The sequence below is a fragment of the Pseudomonas sp. E141 genome (assembly GCF_052659885.1).
The window spans coordinates 2,252,612-2,276,334 of the sequence record NZ_CP084024.1 but is presented as its reverse complement, the minus strand read 5'-3'; the positions used below and the strand labels follow the sequence as shown (position 1 = coordinate 2,276,334).

The 23,723-nt window shown below is 61.0% G+C and carries 16 protein-coding genes and 1 pseudogene; 10 read left to right on the top strand and 7 right to left on the bottom strand.

The annotated features are described in order from the left end of the window. Positions 1-92: 92 nt before the first annotated feature. Both GKKCFE_RS10295 and GKKCFE_RS10290 read right to left on the bottom strand, forming a co-directional pair. Positions 93-290 (bottom strand): YbdD/YjiX family protein, encoded by a 198-nt coding sequence (locus GKKCFE_RS10295; RefSeq protein WP_047230563.1) that lies wholly within the window; start codon positions 288-290, stop codon positions 93-95. A 16-nt stretch (positions 291-306) separates the two neighbouring features. After that, positions 307-2,367: a carbon starvation CstA family protein gene (locus GKKCFE_RS10290; protein ID WP_076385097.1), complete on the bottom strand. Its 2,061-nt coding sequence runs from the start codon at positions 2,365-2,367 to the stop codon at positions 307-309. A gap of 348 nt (positions 2,368-2,715) precedes the next feature. Between GKKCFE_RS10290 and GKKCFE_RS10285 the strand changes: the two genes are divergently transcribed. After that, entirely contained in the window at positions 2,716-4,077 is a 1,362-nt protein-coding gene (locus GKKCFE_RS10285) for a cache domain-containing protein (RefSeq protein WP_092398613.1), read from the top strand. 31 nt (positions 4,078-4,108) lie between these two features. Then, complete coding sequence (locus tag GKKCFE_RS10280) at positions 4,109-4,741, top strand: response regulator (protein ID WP_047229883.1); 633 nt, start codon at positions 4,109-4,111, stop codon at positions 4,739-4,741. Positions 4,742-4,763: 22 nt separating this feature from the next. Here GKKCFE_RS10280 and GKKCFE_RS10275 read toward each other — a convergent pair whose 3' ends face one another. Next, positions 4,764-5,924 (bottom strand): GGDEF domain-containing protein, encoded by a 1,161-nt coding sequence (locus GKKCFE_RS10275; RefSeq protein WP_445577810.1) that lies wholly within the window; start codon positions 5,922-5,924, stop codon positions 4,764-4,766. Positions 5,925-6,111: 187 nt separating this feature from the next. Between GKKCFE_RS10275 and GKKCFE_RS10270 the strand changes: the two genes are divergently transcribed. From GKKCFE_RS10270 to GKKCFE_RS10260, 3 genes are all read left to right on the top strand, one after another. Then, on the top strand, positions 6,112-6,903 hold the full coding sequence (locus tag GKKCFE_RS10270) for a transporter substrate-binding domain-containing protein (protein ID WP_316913003.1): 792 nt from the start codon (positions 6,112-6,114) through the stop codon (positions 6,901-6,903). A 96-nt stretch (positions 6,904-6,999) separates the two neighbouring features. Further along, positions 7,000-8,877, top strand: coding sequence for a DUF294 nucleotidyltransferase-like domain-containing protein (locus GKKCFE_RS10265; protein ID WP_076385103.1), 1,878 nt, complete (start codon positions 7,000-7,002; stop codon positions 8,875-8,877). Then, positions 8,874-9,584 (top strand): 3'-5' exonuclease, encoded by a 711-nt coding sequence (locus GKKCFE_RS10260; protein ID WP_445577809.1) that lies wholly within the window; start codon positions 8,874-8,876, stop codon positions 9,582-9,584. The genes GKKCFE_RS10265 and GKKCFE_RS10260 overlap by 4 nt, the downstream gene beginning before the upstream one ends. A gap of 4 nt (positions 9,585-9,588) precedes the next feature. Here GKKCFE_RS10260 and GKKCFE_RS10255 read toward each other — a convergent pair. The 4 genes and pseudogenes from GKKCFE_RS10255 to GKKCFE_RS10240 all read right to left on the bottom strand — a co-directional run bounded on the left by GKKCFE_RS10255 (position 9,589) and on the right by GKKCFE_RS10240 (position 14,436). After that, positions 9,589-11,258 (bottom strand): annotated as a pseudogene (locus tag GKKCFE_RS10255) (BCCT family transporter). Between the two features lie 276 nt (positions 11,259-11,534). Next, on the bottom strand, positions 11,535-12,554 hold the full coding sequence (locus tag GKKCFE_RS10250; protein ID WP_188251593.1) for a TRAP transporter substrate-binding protein: 1,020 nt from the start codon (positions 12,552-12,554) through the stop codon (positions 11,535-11,537). A gap of 56 nt (positions 12,555-12,610) precedes the next feature. Continuing rightward, complete coding sequence (locus GKKCFE_RS10245) at positions 12,611-13,891, bottom strand: TRAP transporter large permease subunit (protein WP_047229890.1); 1,281 nt, start codon at positions 13,889-13,891, stop codon at positions 12,611-12,613. Continuing rightward, positions 13,888-14,436 carry a TRAP transporter small permease gene (locus GKKCFE_RS10240; protein ID WP_076385109.1) on the bottom strand — a complete coding sequence of 183 codons (549 nt, stop codon included), beginning with the start codon at positions 14,434-14,436 and terminating at the stop codon, positions 13,888-13,890. Before GKKCFE_RS10240 ends, GKKCFE_RS10245 begins: the two co-directional genes overlap by 4 nt. A gap of 1,011 nt (positions 14,437-15,447) precedes the next feature. Here GKKCFE_RS10240 and wecB point away from each other — a divergent pair. From wecB to GKKCFE_RS10215, 5 genes are read left to right on the top strand one after another with little or no spacing between them, the layout of a single operon-like run. Next, entirely contained in the window at positions 15,448-16,605 is a 1,158-nt protein-coding gene (gene wecB, locus GKKCFE_RS10235) for a non-hydrolyzing UDP-N-acetylglucosamine 2-epimerase (RefSeq protein WP_445577808.1), read from the top strand. A 37-nt stretch (positions 16,606-16,642) separates the two neighbouring features. Continuing rightward, on the top strand, positions 16,643-18,856 hold the full coding sequence (locus GKKCFE_RS10230; RefSeq protein ID WP_445577807.1) for a hypothetical protein: 2,214 nt from the start codon (positions 16,643-16,645) through the stop codon (positions 18,854-18,856). Positions 18,857-18,868: 12 nt separating this feature from the next. Next, positions 18,869-20,983, top strand: coding sequence for a glycosyl transferase family protein (locus GKKCFE_RS10225; protein WP_076385113.1), 2,115 nt, complete (start codon positions 18,869-18,871; stop codon positions 20,981-20,983). Further along, positions 20,980-22,785: an NfrA family protein gene (locus GKKCFE_RS10220; RefSeq protein ID WP_445577806.1), complete on the top strand. Its 1,806-nt coding sequence runs from the start codon at positions 20,980-20,982 to the stop codon at positions 22,783-22,785. Before GKKCFE_RS10225 ends, GKKCFE_RS10220 begins: the two co-directional genes overlap by 4 nt. Positions 22,786-22,824: 39 nt before the next feature. Beyond that, positions 22,825-23,700 carry a hypothetical protein gene (locus tag GKKCFE_RS10215; RefSeq protein WP_076386684.1) on the top strand — a complete coding sequence of 292 codons (876 nt, stop codon included), beginning with the start codon at positions 22,825-22,827 and terminating at the stop codon, positions 23,698-23,700. Positions 23,701-23,723 lie beyond the last annotated feature (23 nt).

Below are 23,723 nucleotides of genomic sequence, written 5' to 3'. Positions count from 1 at the left end.
GGTGGGTCAGTCAACATCATCGTAACTGACCCGACGCCATCGCGAGCAGGCTCGCTCCCACAGGGTTACCTCATCAACCTGAAATCAGTTGATCAACAGCACTTGGGTCCCGCCTTGCCACCGTATCGGGCTTCCTGGCGTTCGCGGAAGAACGCCTCGTAGTCCATCAACGGTTTGTCCGGGTGTTTGCTTTGCATGTGCTCGACGTAGTTGTCGTAGTCGGGCATGCCGACCATCAGGCGGGCGGCCTGACCGAGGTATTTACCGAGGCGACTCAAGTCATTGAACATCGTTGCAATCCTCGATTCAGGCGTCCGGCACGGCCTGGAAGGGGGCTTCTTTATCCGTGCGTTCCTTGTGACCCCAGGCGGCGATGCCGACCTTGAGCGCGTAGAACAGGATGCTGAAGACCACCAGCAGGAACAACACCGTCAGCGTTGCGTTGGTGTAAGCGTTGTACACCACGTGCTGCATCTGCTCGATGCTCTTGGCCGGGGCCAGGATCTGGCCGGCGGCCAGGGCATCGTTGTATTTGCGGGCCAGGGCCAGGAAGCCGATCGCCGGGTTGGCGTCGAACAGCTTGATCAGGCCCGCCGTGGTGGTGCAGATCAGCAGCCAGACCGCCGGCAGCATGGTCACCCAGACGTAGCGCTGGCGCTTCATCTTGATCAGTACCACGGTGCCGAGCATCAGGGCGATACCGGCCAGCATCTGGTTGGAGATACCGAACAGCGGCCACAAGGTGTTGATGCCGCCCAGCGGATCGATCACACCCTGATACAACAGGTAGCCCCACAGCGCCACACAGCCGGCGGTGGCGATCAGGTTGGCAACCCAGGATTCGGTCCGCTTGAGGGCCGGGACGAACGAGCCCAGCAGGTCCTGCAGCATGAAGCGCCCGGCACGGGTGCCGGCGTCTACCGCCGTGAGGATGAACAGCGCCTCGAACAGGATCGCGAAGTGGTACCAGAACGCCATGGTGTTCTCACCCGGCAACACCGAGTGCAGGATCTGCGCGATCCCCACCGCCAGCGTCGGCGCACCGCCGGCACGGGCCAGGATGGTGGTCTCGCCGATGTCATTGGCCACCGCCTGCAGCGCTTCGGGGGTGATTGCAAAGCCCCAACTGCTGACAGTCTGCGCCACGCTCACCACATCACCGCCGACGATCGCCGCCGGGCTGTTCATGGCGAAGTACACACCCGGCTCGATCACCGAAGCGGCGACCATTGCCATGATGGCCACGAACGACTCCATCAGCATGCCGCCGTAACCGATGTAGCGGGCGTTGACTTCGTTATCGAGCATCTTCGGCGTGGTGCCCGAAGAGATCAGCGCGTGGAAACCCGAGACCGCGCCACAGGCGATGGTGATGAACAGGAACGGGAACAATCCGCCCTTCCACACCGGGCCCGTGCCGTCGGTGAACTGGGTCAGTGCCGGCATTTTCAGCTCGGGCATGGTGACCAGGATGCCGATCGCCAGGGCGACGATGGTGCCGATCTTCAAGAAGGTGGACAGGTAGTCGCGCGGCGCCAGGATCAGCCAGATCGGCAACACCGCGGCAACAAAACCGTAGCCGATCAGCATCCAGGTGATTTGCACGCCGGTGAAGGTGAAGGCCTCGGCCCAGACCGGGTCTGCGGCCACTTGCCCGCCGAGCCAGATCGAACCCAGCAGCAACAGCACGCCGATGAGGGAGATTTCACCGATGCGGCCCGGGCGGATGTAGCGCATGTAGATGCCCATGAACATCGCGATCGGGATGGTCGCCATCACCGTGAAGATCCCCCACGGGCTCTCGGCCAGGGCCTTGACCACGATCAGCGCCAGCACCGCGAGGATGATGATCATGATCAGGAAGCAGCCGAACAGCGCGATGGTGCCGGGAACGCGGCCCATCTCTTCGCGGACCATGTCGCCCAGGGAGCGACCGTTACGACGGGTGGACAGGAACAGGACCATGAAGTCCTGCACGGCACCGGCCAGCACCACCCCGGCGATCAGCCAGAGCGTACCGGGCAGGTAGCCCATCTGCGCCGCCAGTACCGGCCCGACCAACGGCCCCGCACCGGCAATGGCCGCGAAATGGTGGCCGAACAGGATGTGTTTGTTGGTCGGGACATAGTCCAGGCCATCGTTGTTGAGCACGGCGGGGGTAGCCCGGCGCGCATCGAGTTGCATCACGTTATTGGCGATGAACAGGCTGTAGTAGCGGTAGGCGACCAGGTAGATGGCCACGGCTGCGACGACGATCCAGAGGGCGTTGATCGGTTCGCCGCGGCGCAAGGCCACGACACTCAACGCACAAGCTCCCAGAACAGCCACGGCAAACCAGGCAAGGTGTTTAACCAGACGGGTTGTCATTGCGTGTCTCCTGCCGATATCCAGTGGATTGCGGCGATTGTTTTTATAGTGTGCCCCGACTATTCGGAGCCGGCCCAATATCCGTGGAAGCCGTCAATAAATAAATCCGCAGTACTACGTACGGGCCATCTACGTAGTTCTACGTAGATTCTCGTGGAATCCCTCTGTGTGAGCCCATGCAAAGCCAATGCAGGCTAACGACTGTGGGAGCAAAGCTTGCTCGCGATAACGCTGGGTCTGTTGGCAACAGTCCAGGCTGATCCGTCGCGATCGCGAGCAAGCTTTGCTCCCACAGCGTTATGATGCCGACCATTCGCCTCCCCCCGTTGAGTCCGGACAGGAGTACACATGCTGCTCAAACACAAAATCGTCGCCTTGGGAATTCTGCCCCTGGTCCTGGCGATTGCCGTCATCTGCGCCTTGGTGATCTCGCTTAATCGCCAGTTGGGTGACCAACAGGCGCAACTGATCGAAGACAGCATCCTGGCCAGCAAGCGCGCGGAGCTGAAAAACTATGTCGAAATGGCGCAAAGCCTGATCGCCCCGCTGTATAACAACGGCCAGGGCGACGCACGCGCGCAGCAGCAGGTGCTGGAGGAGCTGCGCAAGCTCAGTTTCGGCATCAATGGCTATTTTTTCGTCTACGACCGCCAGGGGCGCAGCCTGATGCATGCCCGGCAGTCCGAACTGGTGGGCCAATACCTCTGGGACATGAAAGATCCCCAGGGGCTGCCGGTGATCCAGGCATTGCTCAAGAGCGCCGAATCCGGCGAAGGTTTCCAGCGCTACGCCTGGAACAAGCCCTCCTCCGGCCAGGTGACCGACAAGCTGGCCTATGTGGTGATGCTGGATCGCTGGGGTTGGATGCTCGGGACCGGGATTTACCTGGAGGATGTCGAGCGCGCCACCCAGCAAGCCCGCGCTGAAGTGGCCCAGGGCATCCACACCACCATGCAGGCCATCGCCGCCATTGCGCTGGTGGCGGTCCTGCTGGTGTTTGCCGGCGGCATGACCCTCAACGTCAGCGAACATCGCTTGGCCGACAAAAAGCTGCAACGATTGAACCAGCGCATCGTCAGCTTGCAGGAAGAGGAACGCGCGCGAGTTTCACGCGAGCTGCACGACGGCATCAGCCAATTACTGGTGTCGATAAAATTCCAGTTTGAACTGGCCAGTCACGTCCTCGAAAAGGGGCAGGAAAACGGCCTGGGCATCCTGAAGAACGCGACAGACCGGCTGGGGGAAGCCATTGGCGAGATCCGCAACATCTCCCACGACTTGCGCTCCTCCCTGCTCGACACCCTGGGCCTGTCCGCCGCCATCGGCCAGCTCGCGGCCGAATTTCAGCAACGCAGCGGGCTTGAAGTGTCGTACAAAAGCAACGAATTCGATTGCCGCCTGGAAAATGGAGCACCGGTTTCGCTGTTTCGCATTGCTCAGGAAGCCTTGACCAATATCGAGCGTCACGCCGGGGCGAAAAGTGTCGGCATCACCCTGTTCGGGTCCGGCCAGTCCTTGCGCCTGACGGTGGTGGACGACGGGATGGGTTTCAACGTACCGCAGGTCGAACGTGGCCACGCCGGCATCGGCCTGCGCAATATCCGTGAGCGGGTCGAGCATTTCGGCGGACGGCTGGAAATGACCTCGGTGCCGGGACGAAGCGAGCTGGATATCCTGCTGCCCATGAACATGATGGCGACACAAAGCTGATGCGCGCCCAACCTGACAAGAGCACCTGCCGATGAACCTGCCCTCTGTGATCCGCGTCGCGCTGGTCGATGATCATTCCCTGGTCCGCGATGGCATCAGGGCCCTGTTGTCCGTCATGCCCCAACTGGACGTGGTGGGCGAAGCCGAGAATGGTGCACAGGCCATCGAGATGGTCGGGCGCTGCCAACCGGACCTGTTGCTGATGGACATCAGTCTCAAGGACATGAACGGACTTGAACTGACCCGCCTGCTGGGCAAGCAATACCCCAACCTCAAGATCCTCATCCTGAGCATGTACGACAATTATGAGTATGTGAGTGAGTCCGTGCGCTGCGGCGCCAGTGGCTACGTGCTCAAGAATGCCCCTTCGCGGGAAATCATCGCGGCCATTGAAGCCATCATCAGCGGTGGCACCTTCTACAGTGCCGAGATCGCCCAACGGCTGGCCACCGACCCAACCACCGACAACGAGCTGACGCCGCGCGAGAGTCAGGTGTTGTACAAAATGGTCCAGGGGCTGAACAACAAGGAAATGGCCCGGGAACTGGACATCAGCGTGCGCACCGTCGAAACCCATCGCTTGAGCATCCGCCGCAAGCTCAACATCGACAAGCCGGCGGCCCTGGTGAAATACGCCATCGATCACGGGATCATTTCACGCTAGGAACCCGACTCGCGCTCGCGGCCTATGACTGAACCTCGGCGGGCCTATCGATCCGACCCGGAACTTCATCGGCCACCGTGCGATTGCGCCCGGTTCGCTTCGCCTGGTAAAGCAAGGTATCTACACGCTTGTAGAGATCCTGCCAGGTCTCCCTGGCGTCTAGACTGCCGACACCGAAGCTCGCCGTGACCGGCCCGACCGTATCGCGCGTGACAGGCGTACCGTTCTCGATAGCCGCCCGCAAGCGCTCGGCACATTCGTAAGCTTCCCGGGCATCGGTATCCGGCAGGAGCACAGCGAACTCTTCACCACCGAGACGCCCGACGATGTCCCGTTTGCGCGCCGAAGTGCGCAGCAGTTGGCCAACTTCGCGCAAGACGTTATCGCCCACGTCATGGCCATGGCTATCGTTGATGTTCTTGAAGTTGTCGATATCGCACAGTGCCAGCGCTGTCGTGCCGCGCGGGCTCTTCATCAGCAGCATCGACACCCGTTCTTCGAAGCCGCGCCGGTTCAAGACACCGGTCAACGGGTCAAAGTCGCGTTCGCGACGCAGGTCATCGATCACGTCAGCAATGGCCGCGGCGAGAATCACAAAGGCAAGTCCGATACCGAGCACCGCCAGGGACAACTGGAGCGCCTGCCAGAACACCGAGTTGGCGAAAGCGACCCGGTCCAGCGGCACCGACAGCCCGACAGTCAGCAGGGTCCGCGGAAAGAAATGCAACGCGAAGACCAGCAACACCCAGAACAGCGCCTTGTCAACGAGTCGCCCGCGTAACAGCGATCTGAGCTTGACCGCCGCCACAAGCAAAATCGCACCATAGCCGAAGTTCTGGATGTAGATGCGCGCAAGCAGGTTGCGGTCGATATAAAAGAACCAGGCCAGTGCCAGGGAAATGACGCATACCACGGCCACGTCCAGCCGCCAGCCGAGGCGTTTTTGCGAGCGCAGCAAAACGCCTTCGGCCACTGCCAGGACCGCCGAGGTATACAGCGCGCCGGACACAATGGCATTGGGCCCGACCCCGGGAGGCCAGCCGAAAAGCTGCGACGTGGCACCACACGCGAACAGGCCACAGCCACCAGCCAGGAGCAGCAGATAGTCGCGTTTTTTGTCGATAAACCAGGCGCAGACGAACGCAACCCCAAAGACCGACAGGATCCCTGGGACCATCAACATAAGCGTAATTCTGACGACTGATGCGTCCATCCGAAACGTGTTTCTCCCCTGACCCAAGTCTGCCATCGCCCATGATGACAGAGGCGAAGGCAGCACACCTGCGAAGTTTGAGGCGCCAATGACAGCCCGCCAACCTTTTCACTACACTGCCCTTCTTGTCCCCTCCCTTGCGAGACGTGCAATCCCTATGAAAAACATAACAAACACAATGACGTTCTGTGGCCTGCTGGCGTTCTGCGGCAGCGCCCTTGCCGAGCCAGTCCCTTCGCACCTTGATCAGGTCCTGCAGCGCGGCGAGCTGAAAGTGTGTACGACGGGCGACTACAAGCCTTACACCTACAAAGCCGAAACAGGTGAATACGAGGGGATCGACATTGACATGGCCCGTTCGCTGGCCGCCAGCCTAGGGGTCAAGGTTCAATGGGTGCAGACCAGCTGGAAAACCCTGATGCCGGACATGGTCGCCGGTAAATGCGATATCGGCATGGGTGGGATTTCCGTGACCCTGGAGCGTCAGAAAAAAGCCAACTTCAGCACCACCCTGGATGTGGATGGCAAAATCCCGCTGGTGCGTTGCGAGGACCAGGCGCGCTACCAGACCATCGAGCAGCTCAACCAGCCTTCGGTGCGCCTGGTGGAACCGGCCGGCGGCACCAACGAAGCTTTCGTCCGGGCGTTCCTGCCCAAAGGGCAACTCAAGTTCCACGACAACGTGACCATCTTCCAGGAGCTGCTGGACAAGCGGGCCGACGTGATGATCACCGATGCCTCGGAAGCGCTCTATCAGCAGAAACTCAAACCCGGTCTTTGCGCCGTCAACCCCAGCCGCTACTTGCAGTATGGCGAGAAGGCCTACCTGCTGCCACGGGACGACATCACCTGGAAAATGTACGTCGATCAGTGGCTGCACCTGAGCAAGGCAAATGGCAGCTACCAGAAGGTCATCAGCCAGTGGCTGGCGGTGCCCCAGCAACAGTGACAATGCCTGCGCCGCACACGACTCACTCACCCAGGGTTTGTGTGCGGCCCCTGGAACTGGCATGTTGGTCTCTCAATTGATCAGCCACGAGGTTCCATGCAGATCGAGTTACTGGAAATCAGCGAGCACCTGCATCGTTTTCCCCCTTTCGATGCCCTGCCCCAGCAAACCCTGGAGGCCATAGCCCAGCGCGTCGAAGTCAGCTACTTCAAGGCCGGCAGCGATATTCTCGAGGCAGGCTCCATCGTCCACGACCTGCATTATGTGCGCAGTGGTGCAGTCGAGATCTACCGGCGTAACGGCCAGTTGTACAACCGTCTGGTGGAAGGCGATATCTTTGGTCAGGCCAGCCTGCTGCGCAGCAACAAAGTGCGTTTTCCGGCGCGGGCCCTTGAAGACAGCCTGATCTATTTCATCCCGGCGGATGTGTTTGCCCAGCTGTGCGAGCAACATGACAGCTTCGCCGACTTTGTCGAGGCCGAAGGACACTCCAGGCTCAAATCCGCCGTCGAGGCCCAGGGCCGCGCCAGCGAACTGATCCAATTGAAATCTCGCGCGCTGATTTCCCGGGACCTGGTCTGGGTCACCCCGCACACCAGCGTTCACGAAGCAGCACGGTTGATGTCCCAGGAAAGCGTTTCCTGCGTCGTCGTCCTGGAACCTGCCGGGCATCACCCGGAAAAAATGCTCGGCATCGTCACCGACCGCGACCTGCGCACCCGGGTAGTGGCCGCCAACCGCAGCGGCGATACCTGCATCGGTGAAGTGATGTCGACCGATCCGGTGGTCATCCAGGCCGACGACTCGTTGTTCGAAGCCATGTTGTGCATGCTTCGCAGCAACATCCACCACCTGCCGGTGGTGCACAAGGGGCGCACGCTGGGGTTGATCAACCTGTCGGACATCATCCGGCACGAGTCCCAGAGCAGCCTGTACCTGGTCAACAGCATCTCCAACCAGACCTCTGTCGAGGGCTTGCGCTCATTGTTGCGAGATCTGCGCGGCACCTACATTCGCATGGTGCGCGACGGTGCGACGGCTCACATGATCGGCAGCGCCATCTCGGGCATTGGCCGCGCCTTCACCCAGCGGTTGCTCGAATTGGCCGAGCGGGAACTGGGGCCGCCGCCGGTTCCGTACTGCTTCATGGTGCTGGGATCGATGGCGCGGGACGAACAACTGCTGGTAACCGACCAGGACAACGCCCTGGTGCTGGATGATCGTTTCGACCCGGCCCTGCACGACGAATACTTCAAAAGCCTGGCCACCTTCGTCAGCGACGGCCTGGCAGAGTGCGGCTACAGCTACTGCAAGGGCGGCATCATGGCCACCAACGCGCAATGGCGGCAGCCGTTGCGAGTATGGCGCGAGTATTTCAGCCAGTGGATCGAGAAGCCCAATGCCGCCACCCTGCTCAACAGTTGCATCTTCTTTGACCTGGACGGGGTCTATGGGCAACTGGAAATGGTCAACGAACTCAAGGTGCTCTGCGCTGAAAAATCCAGGGTGACCCCCGCCTTCCTGGCGGCGATGGCCCGGAATGCCTTGAACCGCACGCCCCCCTTGGGTTTCTTTCGCACCTTCGTAATGGAAACCGACGGCAAGCAAAAACAGATCATCAACCTCAAGGGCCGTGGCACGGCGCCATTGACCGATCTGATCCGTATCCACGCCCTGGCCTGCGGGACCACGGCGCAGAATTCCTTTGATCGTCTCGAAGCCATCAGCACCACACAGCTCGTGCAACCGCAGGCCATTGAGCATCTACGCTACGCCTTGGAGTTCCTGTCGATGGTGCGCATCCGACACCAGGTCGATGCCATCGAACAGGGCCAGAAACCGGATAACTACATCGAGCCGGAGCGCTTTTCCACCACCGAGCGGCACAACCTCAAGGAAGCGTTTCAGGTATTGAGCAATGCGCAGAAATTCCTGCGATTCCGCTACCCCGGTCACGCTCGGCCATCCCGATGAACAATCCGAAGGGGCAAGAAACGCAGGATTGGGCGGCACGTTTCAAACGTCTGGAACAGCAAGCTCGGCACCCGCTGCTGCAACGCTTCTACCAACAGGGTGTCATCGATGCCGGGACTGCACTGGAGCAGGTGGAACTGCTGGCCATGGACCTTGAAACCACCGGTCTGAACGCGCGCACCGACAGTATCGTCAGCATCGGCCTGCTGCCGTTCACCCTCAGGCGCATACGCTGCGGTGAAGCCCTGTACTGGGTGATCAAGCCCTCGCAGCTCAGTCATGAGTCGGTGACGTTTCACCACATCACGCACTCCGACATCCGTCATGCTCCCCGATTGCCGGACGTCATGGAGAAAGTGCTGGAAGCCATGGCAGGGAAGATCATGGTGGTGCATTACCGGGCAATCGAACGCAACTTCCTGGATCAGGCGTTACGCAATCACCTTGGGGAGGGCCTGCAATTTCCGGTGATTGACACGATGCAGCTGGAAGCGCGGCAGGTGCGCGGTCAGCGGCGTTGGCTGGACCGGCTGTTACGCCGTCCACCCGAGTCCATCCGGTTGGCGGACAGTCGCTTGCGCTACCACCTGCCGCCCTATCACGCCCATCATGCCTTGACCGATGCCCTGGCGACGGCCGAGCTGTTGCAAGCGCAAATAGCCACTCACTACAGCCCGTCCGTCCCTATCGGCCAGCTGTGGGATTAAAAGGTCAAGTGCGCGGTTCCGACATCAATCCCTTGACCAGGGAAATACAGCCCAGCAGCAGGACAATGGCAAACGGTAAGCCGGTGGAAACCGCCATGGCTTGCAACGCGATCAAACCGCCACCCAACAACAGCGCAATAGCGATCACACCTTCGATGATGGCCCAGAACACCCGCTGTGGAACGGGCGCATCGACCTTGCCGCCAGCGGTGATGGTGTCGATGACCAGCGAACCGGAGTCCGAAGAGGTGATGAAAAACACGATCACCAGCACGATACCGAGCAGTGACGTGACCTCCTTGAGCGGAAGCCCTTCGAGCATGGCAAACAGCTTGAGCTCCAACACCGCATCCTTGACCCCACTCAGCCCCTGGAGGGTGGCCTGGTCGATGGCTGTCCCGCCAAAGGTGGTCATCCACAATACCGACACCAGCGAAGGCACCAACAGCACCGAGATCAGGAACTCGCGAACGGTACGGCCGCGACTGACGCGGGCAATGAACATCCCCACAAACGGCGACCAGCTGATCCACCAGGCCCAGTAGAACGCCGTCCAGCCTTGGGTGAATTCAGTGTCTGTGCGACCGAAGGGGTTGGACAACGCCGGCAGGTACTCGGCGTAGGTCACCAGATTCTTGAAGAAGCCGGTGAGGATCGCCAGGGTTGGTCCCACCACGATAATGAACAAAAGCAACAACAGGGCCAGGCCCATGTTGATTTCGGAGAGCAGCTTGACGCCCTTCTCCAACCCGGCGAGCACCGACCACAGGGCAATCAGGGTGATGCCGATGATCAGCACGACTTTGCTCACGCTGGTCGATTGAATGCCAAACAGGTGTTCAATCCCCGCAGCGGCCTGCTCGGCACCGATGCCCAGCGAAGTCGCCAGCCCGAACAGGGTGGCGAATACCGCCAGGATGTCGATGATATGGCCGGGCCATCCCCAGACGCGCTCACCCAGCAGCGGGTAGAAGATCGAGCGTATCGACAGCGGCAAGCCTTTGTTGAAGGAGAACAGGGCCAGGGACAACGCGACGATGGCGTAGATGGCCCAAGGGTGCAGACCCCAGTGGAAAATGGTCGCGGCCATGGCCAGGTCGGCGGAGGCTTTCACATCGCCCGCCGCACCACCCAAAGGCGCCCAGTCGGTACGTGCCCCGCTGGCGTCGAGTGTGACCCCCCCATAGAGGCAGCGTAATGGGACATGGGTTCTGCCACACCGTAGAACATCAGGCCGATGCCCATCCCGGCGGCGAACAACATGGAGAACCAGCCCACATAGGTGTGGTCCGGCGTGGCATCCTGACCGCCCAATCGAACCTTGCCCAAGGGCGAGACGATCAGCGCCAGACACAGCACTACGAAGATGTTGGCCACGCTCATGAAGAACCAGGCCAGATGCTTGGTCAACCAACTGCGCATGGCGCTGAAAAGCGGTTCGACTTCATTCTGCAGTGCAAGTGTCACGATGACGAACAGCAGAATGGTCGCCGCGGAGATGATGAAAACTTTGCCGTGGATATCCAGAGAGAAAGAGAACTGACCTCGGATATTGTCTTGCCCGATCACGTAGTCGGTGTCGATGAGATTGGCTTTGCCGCTGGGGGCTGGTATCCCCTCTGTGCCGGTTGACTGGGGTTGTCCTGATAGATCGTCTACAGGGTTTTTTCCCACGAGAACCTCCTTTTGTTATCCGCGCGCTTGGGCGCGCATGGTCTGATAAGCCCCGCTGTTCCTATGGTAAAAACGAGATGTGTGCGCATGTATCTTAACAAGCTTATGGGCCAGTCTGGGACATTGCGGCCGTTCAAGCGTTCCCCGGCTGGGAAAATGGCCCGTGCGCGAGCCCTCAGGGGACCGGCATCACGGCTGGGAAAAGCCTGAATCGCAAAGAAAAAAAGGCGCCGGGATTGCCCCGGCGCCCTTTGATCAGCCTGTGTGTCGCTCAGCTCACTGCGCGGCGCGTACCTTGGCAATTTCGTCGTACATCATCTTCACCAGATTGGCATCCAGGGACTTGGCGAACTTGTCGATCACCGGTTGCACACGCTCGCGAAAGCGATCTTTCTCGGCCGGGGTGATCTCGTTCACGGTCATCGCGCCGGCCAGCGTAGCTTTGGCCTTGTCCATGCTCGCGGCAGTGACTTCCCGCTGGTACTTCTGCGCCTCGGCGGCGGCCTGGCGGATCAGGTTTTTTTCATCGTCATTCAGACGGTTCCAGGTTTTCTGGCTGATGATCAGCGACTGGGGATTGAAGATGTGGCCGGTCACCGACAGGTACTTCTGCACCTCGAAGAACTTGTTGCCCTCAATCACCGTGAAGGGGTTCTCCTGGCCGTCGATGGTGTGCTGCTCAAGGCCAGTGTAGACCTCGGGAAACGCCATCGGCACCGGGTTAGCGCCCAGGGCGGTAAAGGTTTCCAGGTAGATCGGTGACTGGATCACGCGAATCTTCAAGCCCTGCATGTCTTCAAGCTTGGCCACTGGATGCTTGCTGTTGGTCAGGTTGCGGAAACCCAGGTCCCAGTAGCCCAGGCCAACCAGCCCTTTGCTGTCCAATTGCGCCGCCAGTTTCTGGCCGACCGGCCCGTCGATCACCGCGTGGGCTTCTTCGGCGTTGTTGAACAGGAAGGGGAAATCGAGCATCGCGAAATCCGCTGCCTGGGCGGCCAGGATGCCGGAGTTGAGCACGGTGATGTCCAGCGTACCGCCCTGCAGGGCCGAGACCGTCTGCACGTCACCACCCAGGGTTCCGCCGGGGAACAGACGGACCTTGAGCTTGCCGCCGCTCTTCTCGCTCAGCAGGTCGGCGAACTTCTGTGCGCCTTGCCCTTGGGGGTGCTCCTTGACGTTCTGGAACGCAAATCGCAGGGTACGCTCGCGGATCTCGTCCGCGTGGCTGACCACGCTGCCCAGCAGCAGCCCCGTTGCACATGCCCCGGCCAACAAGGTTTTCATCAGTTGTCCCATGTCACTCTCCGATCATTATTGTTTTAAAAGTCGAGCTACTACCGCTTGCACCGGCGTCAACCGGTGAAGAATTTCAAAGGTCCCAGAACCAGTTGCGGAAACAGGACCAGAAGGAACAGCACCGCCAGTTGCGCGAGCAGGAACGGCCACACGCCACGAACGATCTCTTCGATATTGAGTTTCGAAACCCCGCTCACCACATTGAGCACGGTACCCACCGGTGGCGTAATCAGGCCGATGGCAGTGTTGATGAGAAACAGCACGCCGAAATAAACCGGATCGATACCCGCCTGGGTCACCGCTGGCATCAGCACCGGGGTGAGGATGAGGATGGTGGGCGTCATGTCCATGACCGTACCGACCATGATGATCAACAGCATGATCACCACCAGAAGCAAGGTCGGGCTGTCCATGAACGGTTCGAGCACTGCCGCCAACTGGCCCGGCAAGTCGGCAATGGTCACCAGCCACGAGGAGACCATGGCCGCCGCCACCAGGAGCATCACCACCGAGGTGGTCTTGGCCGAGGACAGGATCACTTCGTACAGCTGGCTGACTTTCATTTCCCGGTAGATGACCAAGGACACAAACAACGAATAGACCGCTGCGACCACCGCCGCTTCCGTCGGGGTGAAAATGCCGAACTTGAGACCCAGGATGATGATCAGCGGCAGGCCCATGGCCCAACTGCCCTCGACCAGGGCCCGCATCACTTCGGCCCGCGAGCGCTTGGGCGGTGTCTGCACATGCTCGCTGCGGGAGATGAACCACCAGGCGATGGCCAGGGCGACACCGAGCATCAGACCCGGCACGATCCCGGCCAAAAACAGCTTGGAAATCGATACCCCGGACGCCACGCCAAACACAATGAAGCCAATGCTCGGCGGAATGACCGGGGCAATGATGCCTCCGGCGGCAATCAAGCCGGCCGAACGCGCCCGGTTGTGCCCCGCCAGCACCATCATCGGCACCAGCAAGGCCGCCAGCGCCGCCGCGTCGGCCACCGCCGACCCCGAAAGCGATGCCAACAGGCAGGACGCGATGATCGCCACGTAACCCAGGCCGCCACGTTTGTGTCCCACCAGCGCCATGGCGATGTTGACGATGCGTTTGGACAGGCCGCCGGAGTTCATCACTTCGCCGGCCAGCATGAAGAACGGCACAGCCATCAACGGAAAACTGTCGGCACCGTTAAGCAGGTTCTGGGCGATGATTTGTGCGTCAAACAGATCCAGATAAAACATCAACGCCACACTGACCACCAGCAAGGCAAAGGCAATGGGAATGCCCAGCGCCATGCTGCCTATCAATGACCCGAGGAAAATAACCAGTGTCATGGGCGGGTACTCTTGATGGGGTTATGGGCGATCACTTCGGCGGCGTCGTTGTCCTTGACCATGACCATTTCGTCATCCCTGAGCTTGCCGAACAGCGCCAGGTAGAGCTCATAGACCAGGATGGCGGCGGCGCTGGCGCCGAACACCAGGCCGGCAGCGTAGAACACTGCCATCGACATACCCGAGGCTGGCGCGACCACATCCAGGTTGATAACCGCCTGCTGCCAACTGCCGCTGAAGATCAGCCAGCAGATGTACAACATCATCAGGTGCCCGATGACCAGGCAGAGGCGCTTGCCGGCCGGAGGCAGGCGTTTGACCAGACTGTCGAGCCCCAGATGGGCACGGTCCTTGAGCGCCACCAAGGCGCCGAGAAAAATCATCCAGACGAAGAACCAGCGCGACAGTTCCTCCGAGACGCTGATGCCTGAGTTGAAGGCATAACGCAGCACCACATTGCCGAACACCAGCACGATCATTGCGACCATGCACAGCACAATCAGCAGTTTGAGCAGTTTGAAATACAGATCGACGACCTTTGTCATCTTGAAGACCTCCCGGACTTGTCGAGCACCGGCATCTCGCAACCGGCGCGATAGGACCGCAACGATGGGCGGGGAGCTATCGGGTCAGGACACAGCGACTGAGCGTTGTTCCGGGGCCGGAGCAACGAAGCGAGGGATAGGGGCTGAGCGCTTGCAGACGGGTACGCATGGGGGTTCCTCAATTTTTTATTATGGTCTTGGTCAAGCTGAACAAGAGGTGTGCACCTAAAATGTACCAACCGGTTAGTTCGGTCAATCACCTTGGCGGGAGGCCCACACAAAGCGTGCGATTATCGGATAAGCGTGTGGACCGGCTTATCCGGTATTTTTGGTGTTCGACACCGTGCCCAATGCGTTTTTTATTTATCAACAGACAACTTTAATTATGAACTAGCGCCATACAAAACTGTTCAACTCCGCTGATCTGAAAATCCAATAATAAAATTGAACCTTATTTAACCTCTGCACTTCACCGGCAACCCGCCAACTCGATAATACTTCCAACCTCGACAACAAACAGGCGTCATTTCAATGACAAACATCCAGGCACCTTTATATAAAGCGGCGCCAGAAATAAGACCTCGATAGACTTGGCGTGATCAAGATGCCCTTTCCAGCACTCAGTAAATCACGAAAAAACCTTATTATTCAAAATCTTACACTATTTTAATTTCAGAATAAGAGCGCAACTTTCCAACCTCCCCCCAACCCTTCTTAGTCAAAACAACAAAATACCTTTCAAATAAAACTTTGCGCCCGTGTTCTTTGGTGTTATTACTTCGCCGCTCCAAACTGCAATAGGCCATTACGCAACTTTTCCGCGTGCGTAACGCGCCTGCCTGATATTTGGATCCCACTTAATTCAACTTGCTTGTTTACTCAGACGCATGATCGCGCTTGGGCGAACGGCTGTGCAGCGCAGCAAACTGCGCGAGGAAGGGCGTCATCGCTACTCATCAGTCACGGATCAGGATTCTTTCGATCTTCGGTACCCGTCCGGAAGCCATCAAGATGGCACCTTTGGTCAAGGCCCTCGCCGCCGAACCGGGCATTGAGTCGCTGATCTGTGTCACCGGCCAGCATCAGAGCATGCTTGAGCAGGTGCTGGACCTGTTCGATCTCAAGGCGCATTTCACCCTCAACGTGATGACGCCGCACCAGACGCTCAACTCGCTGACGGCTGCGTTGTACGGCGCAATCGACCCGGTACTGGAACAGACCCGGCCGGATCGGGTGCTGGTCCATGGCGACACCACCTCGGCCATGGTGGCTTCGATGGCCTCCTTTCATCGACGCATTCCCGTGGGGCATGTGGAAGCCGGGCTGCGCACCGGCGATATCTACAGCCTATGGCCGGAAGAAATGAACCGTCGTTGCATCGACCTCAGCGCCGACCTGCTGTTTGCCCCCACCGCACAATCTCGCGATAACCTGCTGGACGAACGTCTGCAGGGCCGCTGCCTGGTGACCGGCAATACCGTCATCGATGCGTTGCAGATGACCGCCCGGCGCATCGAGCAGGATGCACAACTGCGACAAACACTGGACCAACAGTTCCCGTTCCTGCAAACCGGACGCAAGCTGCTGCTGGTCACCGGCCACCGCCGGGAGAACTTTGGCGAAGGCTTCCTGGACATCTGCAAGGCCTTGCGTCACTTGGCCCAGCGTCCCGACATCCAGATCGTCTACCCGGTGCATCTCAATCCCAGCGTACTGGGCCCGGTGACCGAACAACTGGGTGACCTGCTCAACGTGCACCTGATCAAGCCCCTGGATTACCTGGCGTTCGTGCGCCTGATGCAACACGCCCACGTCATCCTCACGGACTCCGGTGGTGTGCAGGAAGAAGCGCCGTCCCTGGGCAAACCGGTGCTGGTGATGCGCGACGTCACCGAACGCCCCGAAGCCGTAGCTGCGGGCACGGTGCGTCTGGTCGGCACCTCCCCGGCCTCGATCATTGCCGGCGTGGACGCACTGTTCGACGACAAGGCCCTGTGGCGCCGCGCGTCTCAGGCAGCCAACCCCTATGGTGATGGCAAGGCCAGCCAGCGCATCGTCGATACCCTGATGGGGCGCCCGATGGACGAATTTCTCGTGGGCCAGTCGCAATTGCCCCAAGGCTGGGCTCACCCACCGATGTACGCGCCACGCCAGTTGCTCGCCTCCTAATCGCTGCTCCCCCTTATCAGAATCGAGATTTACCTGAATGAAGCCTTCCGTTGCCATCTCTACGGGTGCGCTCAGCGCCCTTGCCTGTGGCCTGAGCCTGCTTGCGCTCATGCCAACCTTTGCCTTGGCTGCCGATAGCCCGCTTACCCAGGCAATCCATCGGCTCAACGCCGATACCCGCCAGGAGCGCGAAGTCCGCTTGAGCGACCTGGGCATCAGTGCGCCGATCCTGCTGGGCGCCAGCGATTCCCGACGGGAACTGTATCTACCCGTGCCGGCCGGGGTTGCCCTCAATGAGGCGACCCTGCAACTGGACGCCAGCTATCTCAATGGCGAAGGGGGCCGCAACACCCTGCTGCTGTCGCTCGATGGCTATCCGGTGCGCGCCGAAGGACTCAGCGAACCTCAGGGCAGTGCCAGCGCCACACTGGGCGTCGACAAGGCTGCGCGCGACAACGGCCTGGTGCGGCTGGGCATTGCCTGGTCTTCGGTGGTCTCCCGGCCGTTGTGCGAAGACGACCGGGTCATCGGCAACGTGCTGCGCATCCAGCCCGACACACGCCTGAACTACAGCTACGACGCCAGCCAACTGCAGGATGTCGGTGCCGCCTGGACGGCATTGCCTGCTCAACCCGGGATCCTGGTTGCACCCGGTTCGTTGTCCGCCGACAGCTATGACGCGGCCTGGCGATTGGGCGTGGCCCTGGAGCGAATGGGCAAGCACAGCCGCATCTTGCCGTTCCCTGCCGTACAAGACAGTGTGGATTTGAGCGCTCTGCGCATCCCGGCCGAACTGTTGAGCCTCCCGGCCTTCGCCAGCCTCAACGCGAAGGGCCAGCATCGCCTGGCCAACCCGGCAGAGATCGGCGCGCTGCTGATGCTGGGGCAAACCCCGAATGTACAGGCCGATCTGGCCATCAACGACCCGCAATTGCTCCAGGCCATCAATCAGTCCCTGGATGCGTTGCAGAGTCAGGTCCAAAGCGTCGACCCAACGGCGGCCAGTGCATTGACCCAATGGCGCGCACAACACGTCAACGCAGCCACGGCAGGCGCCGGTCCAGACGATGTGCGCCTGGCGCTGCTGGGTACTCGCCCGGTCCTGATGATCGCCCCGCACGCCACCGGCAAAGCCCTGTCGCTGCTTGGTTCAGCGTGGAACAAACTGGCGCGCAGCCGTCAGTTGACCGTCAGCCAAGCGCAAACGCCTTTGAGCAACGATGGCCGCGTGGCCCTGTCGCGACTGGGCGGCGCACCTGGCACCTATGACGTGGCCTCCCGATTCGACTGGAGCACTTCGTTCCCCTTGGGCAGCGTGGCGTATGACGGTCGCTTGCCGGTGACAGCCGTGGTGGACCTGTCCGCAGCACCGGGGGCTTCACACACCCCGCCCGTGGCCTCGCTGTTTTTTAACGATTTCCTGATCGGGGCCCAGCAGTTGACCACCGATGGTCAGTCACAACGCATCCAGGCCCATATCCCCAGCTATGCCCTGGGTTCAAAAAACGTATTGCGCGTCTCGTTCCAGCGCCAGCCTGTCAGCGATCGCTGCCTGGAAACACCCCAGGCCTTCCCGGTAGCGGTGCTGCCGAGCAGCCATATCGTGCTGGAAAAAATCGCCCTGGACGACGGTTTCTCCGGCATGGCCGCGCGCTTCGCCGTGGCGACCCAGATCCTCGTTCCCCAGGCATACCTCGACCAACCGGCCGCCAGTCTGGCCCGGGTGATCTCGGTGGCCGATGCCGCCGGTGTTTCACCGTTGCGCGCGCAGTTGAACGTCAGCTCCGATCCCAAAGCCGTGGTCAGCCCGGACAAAGCCTTCCTGGCGTTCGAGTTGCCGCTTGAGGACAGCAAGGAATCGGTCCTGGTCGATGAACAGGGACGTCTGCGCATCAACCATGAAGATCACTTGCTGCTGGATGTGCAGCCTCTCAACCAACTGGCTTCGCTACAAGTGGTGCAAGCCTCGGGACAGCATGGCCTGGTGTATCGGACCTTGGGCAGCCAAGCGCCCGACTTCGCCCAGCCGATTGTGCTGACCCGTGGCGATGTGGCGATTCTCGGCGACAGCGGCGCGGTGACGATCATCGACAGCAAGGACCCCAGCGGCAGTCGGTTGCTCGGCCGTGAAGAACCCAAAGGGCTGGATGCCTGGCGTAAACCCTCGCTGCTCTGGCTGATCCCTGGCGCCATTGTGTTGTTCCTCCTCCTGTTGCTGGCTGGCCGTAGCGCCCGTCGCAATCGCCAGTAACGGTACCCTTCGATGACGTCGCTTTATTGGCCCTATTGGCTGGCCCACTACTACAACTACCTGGAAGCGGCGACCATCGTCGTCGCGGTGGTGATCCTGATCTCCAGCCTGGACGACCTGATCATTGACCTGTGGTACTGGTCTCGCCGCCTGTACCGCAAGCTCACCGCGGACCGAAAATACCGGTCGCTGACCGTCGACCAACTGCTGGCCCGGGACGAACAGCCCCTGGCGATCATGGTGCCGGCCTGGCTGGAATACGACGTCATCGCACCGATGATCGAGAACATGGTCTCGACGCTTGATTACCAGAACTACGTGGTCTTCGTCGGCACCTATGTCAACGACCAGCGCACCATCGACGAAGTCGAGCGGATGCGCCGGCGCTACAAGCAACTGCACCGCGTGGAAGTGCCCCATGCCGGACCGACCTGCAAGGCCGACTGCCTGAACTGGGTGATCCAGGCGATCTTCCTGCACGAGAAAACCCATGGCATGACCTTCGCCGGGGTGGTGTTGCACGACAGCGAAGACGTGCTGCATCCATTGGAATTGCGGCTGTTCAACTACCTGCTGCCGCGCAAGGACATGATCCAGTTGCCCGTGGTGTCGCTGGAGCGCAACTGGTACGAATGGGTGGCGGGCGTCTACATGGACGAGTTCGCCGAATGGCACGGCAAGGACCTGGTGGTGCGTGAAAGCATGACCGACACCGTGCCCTCGGCCGGCGTCGGCACCTGTTTCTCCCATCGCGCGTTGCGGGTACTAGCCGGCGAAACCGAAAACCAGCCGTTCAACACCGACAGCCTCACCGAGGACTACGACGTCGGCGCGCGACTGGCCAAGGTCGGCATGAACGCCATCTTCGTGCGTTTCCCGGTGCAGTTTCGGGTGCTGCGCAAATCCTGGTTCCGCAAGCCCTACGAATCGACCCTGACAATGCCACTGTGCGTGCGCGAGTTCTTCCCGGACACCTTCCGCACGGCGTTCCGACAAAAGGCCCGCTGGACCCTGGGCATCGGCCTGCAAGGCTGGGAACAGATGGGCTGGAGCGGCTCGTTGGCCAACCGCTACCTGCTGTTTCGCGACCGCAAGGGCGTGGTGACAGCGTTCGTCAGCATCATCGCCTACGTGATTCTGGTACAACTGCTGGGCTTGATCATTCTGCGCAACAGCGGCTGGTGGGACGTCACCTTCCCAACGCCCTTTGAAACCAACGACCTGATCAAATACCTGCTGGTGGCCAACGGCATTGCCCTGCTCTGGCGGATCCTGCACCGATGTTATTTCACCACCGTGCTGTACGGCTGGCAGCATGGCTTGCTATCGATCCCGCGCATGCTGGTGGGTAACTTCGTCAACTTCATGGCCGCGTCCAGAGCCTGGCGGATGTTCCTGGTGGGCAAGGTGATGAATCGCAAACTGGTCTGGGACAAGACCATGCACGACTTCCCTTCCACCGACCTGGTGGCCATCGCGCCCCGCCGCCTGGGCAGCGTGTTGCTGTCCTGGCAGGCCATTACCGACACCCACCTGCAGAGTGCCCTGGACCAGCAACAATCACGCAACATGCCCCTGGGGCGCATTTTGCTCAACAACGGCTGGCTGGATGACGAAACCCTGGCCGAAGCCATCGCGTTCCAGAATGACCTGCCCCGGGTCTTCGACGTGGCGCAAAAAGCCGCCGCCTCCACCTCGTCATTGACCGGCGAGTTTGCCCTGCGCTGGCGGGTCATTCCCCTGGGCCGCAACGCTGACGGCTGCGAACAGATCGCTGTTGCCAACCCCCTGTCCGACGAAGGCCTGCAACAGATCGCCGCCGAACTGGGCAGCGAGCCGGTGCAACTGATTGCCAGGGAAAGTGAAATTCTCGCGCTGCTGCGCCAATTGCCGGAACGCAACGGCCACGCCGTACCGAATGCCAGTGCACCGCTGCTGGGCGACTTGCTGATCGAAATGGGCCTGCTCGATCGCGATCAGTTCAGCCGCGCCATGTTGCAGTATCGACCGCAGCACCACGGTCGGATCGGCGATTACCTGGTCGACAGCGGCGTGCTGCCCCGGGCCACTATCGAACAGGTGGCGGCGCGTCAGCACAGCGTCTACCCCATGGAGCTTCCGGCATGAACCGCGCCCTTCTGACCCTCTTGGCCACGGGGCTGAGCCTGATACCGGCCCTGGCTGCTGCCGAAACCTTGCCGCTGCCGTTGTCCGGCCCGGCCTACACCGCCGCCAACCAAGCCTACAGCGCCTACGAGCGCAAGGACTACGACCTGGCCATCGCCAAGGCGCGCGAGGCCCTGCGCCTGCGCGCCGACGTGACGCGTCTGCACACCCTGATCGCCATGGCCGAACGTGACAAGAAACGGCGCGACCAGCCCCGGACCGCCGCTTCGTCCGCCGTGGCCGCGGCACCGGGTTTCATGGCCGCCACCCAAGGGTACAGGGCCTATGATCGCGAACGGTTCGGTCTGGCCGCGCAATCGGCTCGCAAGGCGATTGCCCAGGCTCCCCATCGCCGGGAGTACCGGCTGTTGCTGATCGACGCCTTGCAGCGCCAGCATCTTCTGGTCGAAGCCGACCAGGCTGTGGGCGATGCGCTCGGGGTCTTCGCCAACGATGACGCGCTCCTGATGCGTCGAACGGCGATTCGTCGCCAACTGGCGGCGCCGCTGGCGGTCCAGGGCTACCGTGCCTTGCAGCAAGGCGATGCGGTGCTGGCCGTGGACAAGGCTCGCCAAGCCGTGGCTTGGGCTCCGGAAATCGCCGCCAACCAGCAATTGCTCAACAGCGCGCTGCTGACGGCCGAGGATCGCGACGCACCGATTCTCGAGTGCCAGGAAAGTACCTTCGGCCTGACGTGCGCCACCCGACCGGAGAACACCGAAGGACAGGCACCGGTCAGTGATTTGCAGCTGGCCTATGATTCAGTCCGGGCCGGTGACGACGAGGCGGCCCACGCCGCGTTCCGCAGGGCCGATGCCAGCACCCGGCTCGCCCCGGCAGCGGCTCAGGATGCAGCTTACAACGCCATGCGCGTTCATGAAGACGACGAAGCGGTGGCGTATTTCAAGCGCGTCATCGATGCCCAGGCAACCGCTGAGTCGCCCATGTCTGCACAACAGCTGTTCGATACCCGTCGTGCCGTGGGCGACATTTCACGCACCATGGGCTTGACCAGCACCACCAGCTATCGCGGCAACAGTTCCAGTGGCCTGAGCGCTGCTCCGGGCACCAGCAACAGCGGCAGCCAAAGCAATGATCAACTGCAGAACAGCACTGAGCTGTCCTGGCGGCCGCTCGGGTATCGCAATGCACGTTTCGTCGAACTCTACGGGCGCGTCACCGACACCCTGTGGAGCAAGAACAGCGACTCGGACACCGGTGCGGATGCCTTGCAAGGGGCGCTGGGGGTTAGGATCAAACCCTTCAGCTCCATCAACATCATGGCCGCCTTTGAACGCACCTTTCCCCTGGGCTCCTCGAACGTCGAAGGCGACTGGCTGGCGCGCCTGGGCTACGGTTCGAGTATCGGCACCGACCTGCGGGTCGATGCGCCCAGTTGGTGGACCTCGCAGCTGTACGCCGAAGTCGGTCGATACATCAACGACTCGCGCAATTATTTCAACAGCGAATGGCAAGTGGGACGCAGCTACGCCATCGGCGGTACCGGCTCGCGCTGGGTGACCTTCCCCCATGTCGTGGCGGCGGTGGACTACGACTCCAAGATGAAAAGCGGCGCCGACGGTGACTTCTCGTCCGGCAACGCCGGCGGGATCGGCGTGGGCAACAACGTACGCTACTGGTTCCGCGAAGACGCCTACAACGCCCCGCGCTCCTATGTGGATTTTTCCCTGCAGTACAGGGCCAGGGTATTTGGCGAGGAACGCGCCAAAGGCGTGTTCGCTCGCTTGACCTACTCCTATTGAGGCCGTTGATGTGATGTGCAATTGCAAGAAGACGCTCGCTTGAAAATCTTCGGCCATATCATCAGTCGCACGGCTGTGGCGGCGCTCTCGCTGGCCACGGCCCTCGGCGCAGGCACAGGGACGTATTACATGATGAACCAGGAGGTTGCACCGAACATCGTTGGCATCGTCTGGCAGCCAGACAACCAGACCGTGGGCATCAAAGGCAACTGGGAAAAGCTGGGGGTGCGCGAGCTGCTGGTGCAATGGACGGTGGTGGATGACCAGGCCTTCGTGCCCGGCACCGGCCTGCCCAGCGTGCCGCTGCTGCCTGACTGGGCGCGCATCGCCAAGGCGCCCTGGGCCCAGGATGTCATCCTCGGGCTGGCCGGCCATTTCAGTGAAAACCGCTCCAGGGACAACATCGAGCAACTGGCCACGGTGTCGGAGCGCATTGCGCAACTGCCGACGCCACTGCACGTGACTGGGTGGTACTTTCCGGCCGAGGTCGATCCCAGCTGGTCTCGCGCCAAGGAACTGCCCGCCTTGCTGGCCAAGCTGCCGCGCCCGTTGTGGATCAGCGTCTACGACGGCGCCAACATCGGCCCCGCCGCCACTGCCGACTGGCTCAAGCAATGGTTGCCGGACGATATTGGCGTGTTCTTCCAGGATGGCGTCGGCGTCTACGCCCGCACCGCCCCGGTGGCCCGGGACTACGCCGACACCCTGCGTGACCGGCTCGGGAAGGATCGCGTGCGGATCATCGTCGAAGCCTTCCGCCCCAAGTTCGGCGGCGGCTTTCGCTCGGCCACGGTTGCCGAACTCACACCCCAACTGGCCGCCTATGCCGGCTATCCGCTGTACCTGTTCGACGGCCCCCATTATCTGACGCCTGAGTTGGTGGAGCAGCTGGAGCAATCCTTGGCCAAGCCGTGATCATGGCTCGAGGCCTTCGTCCT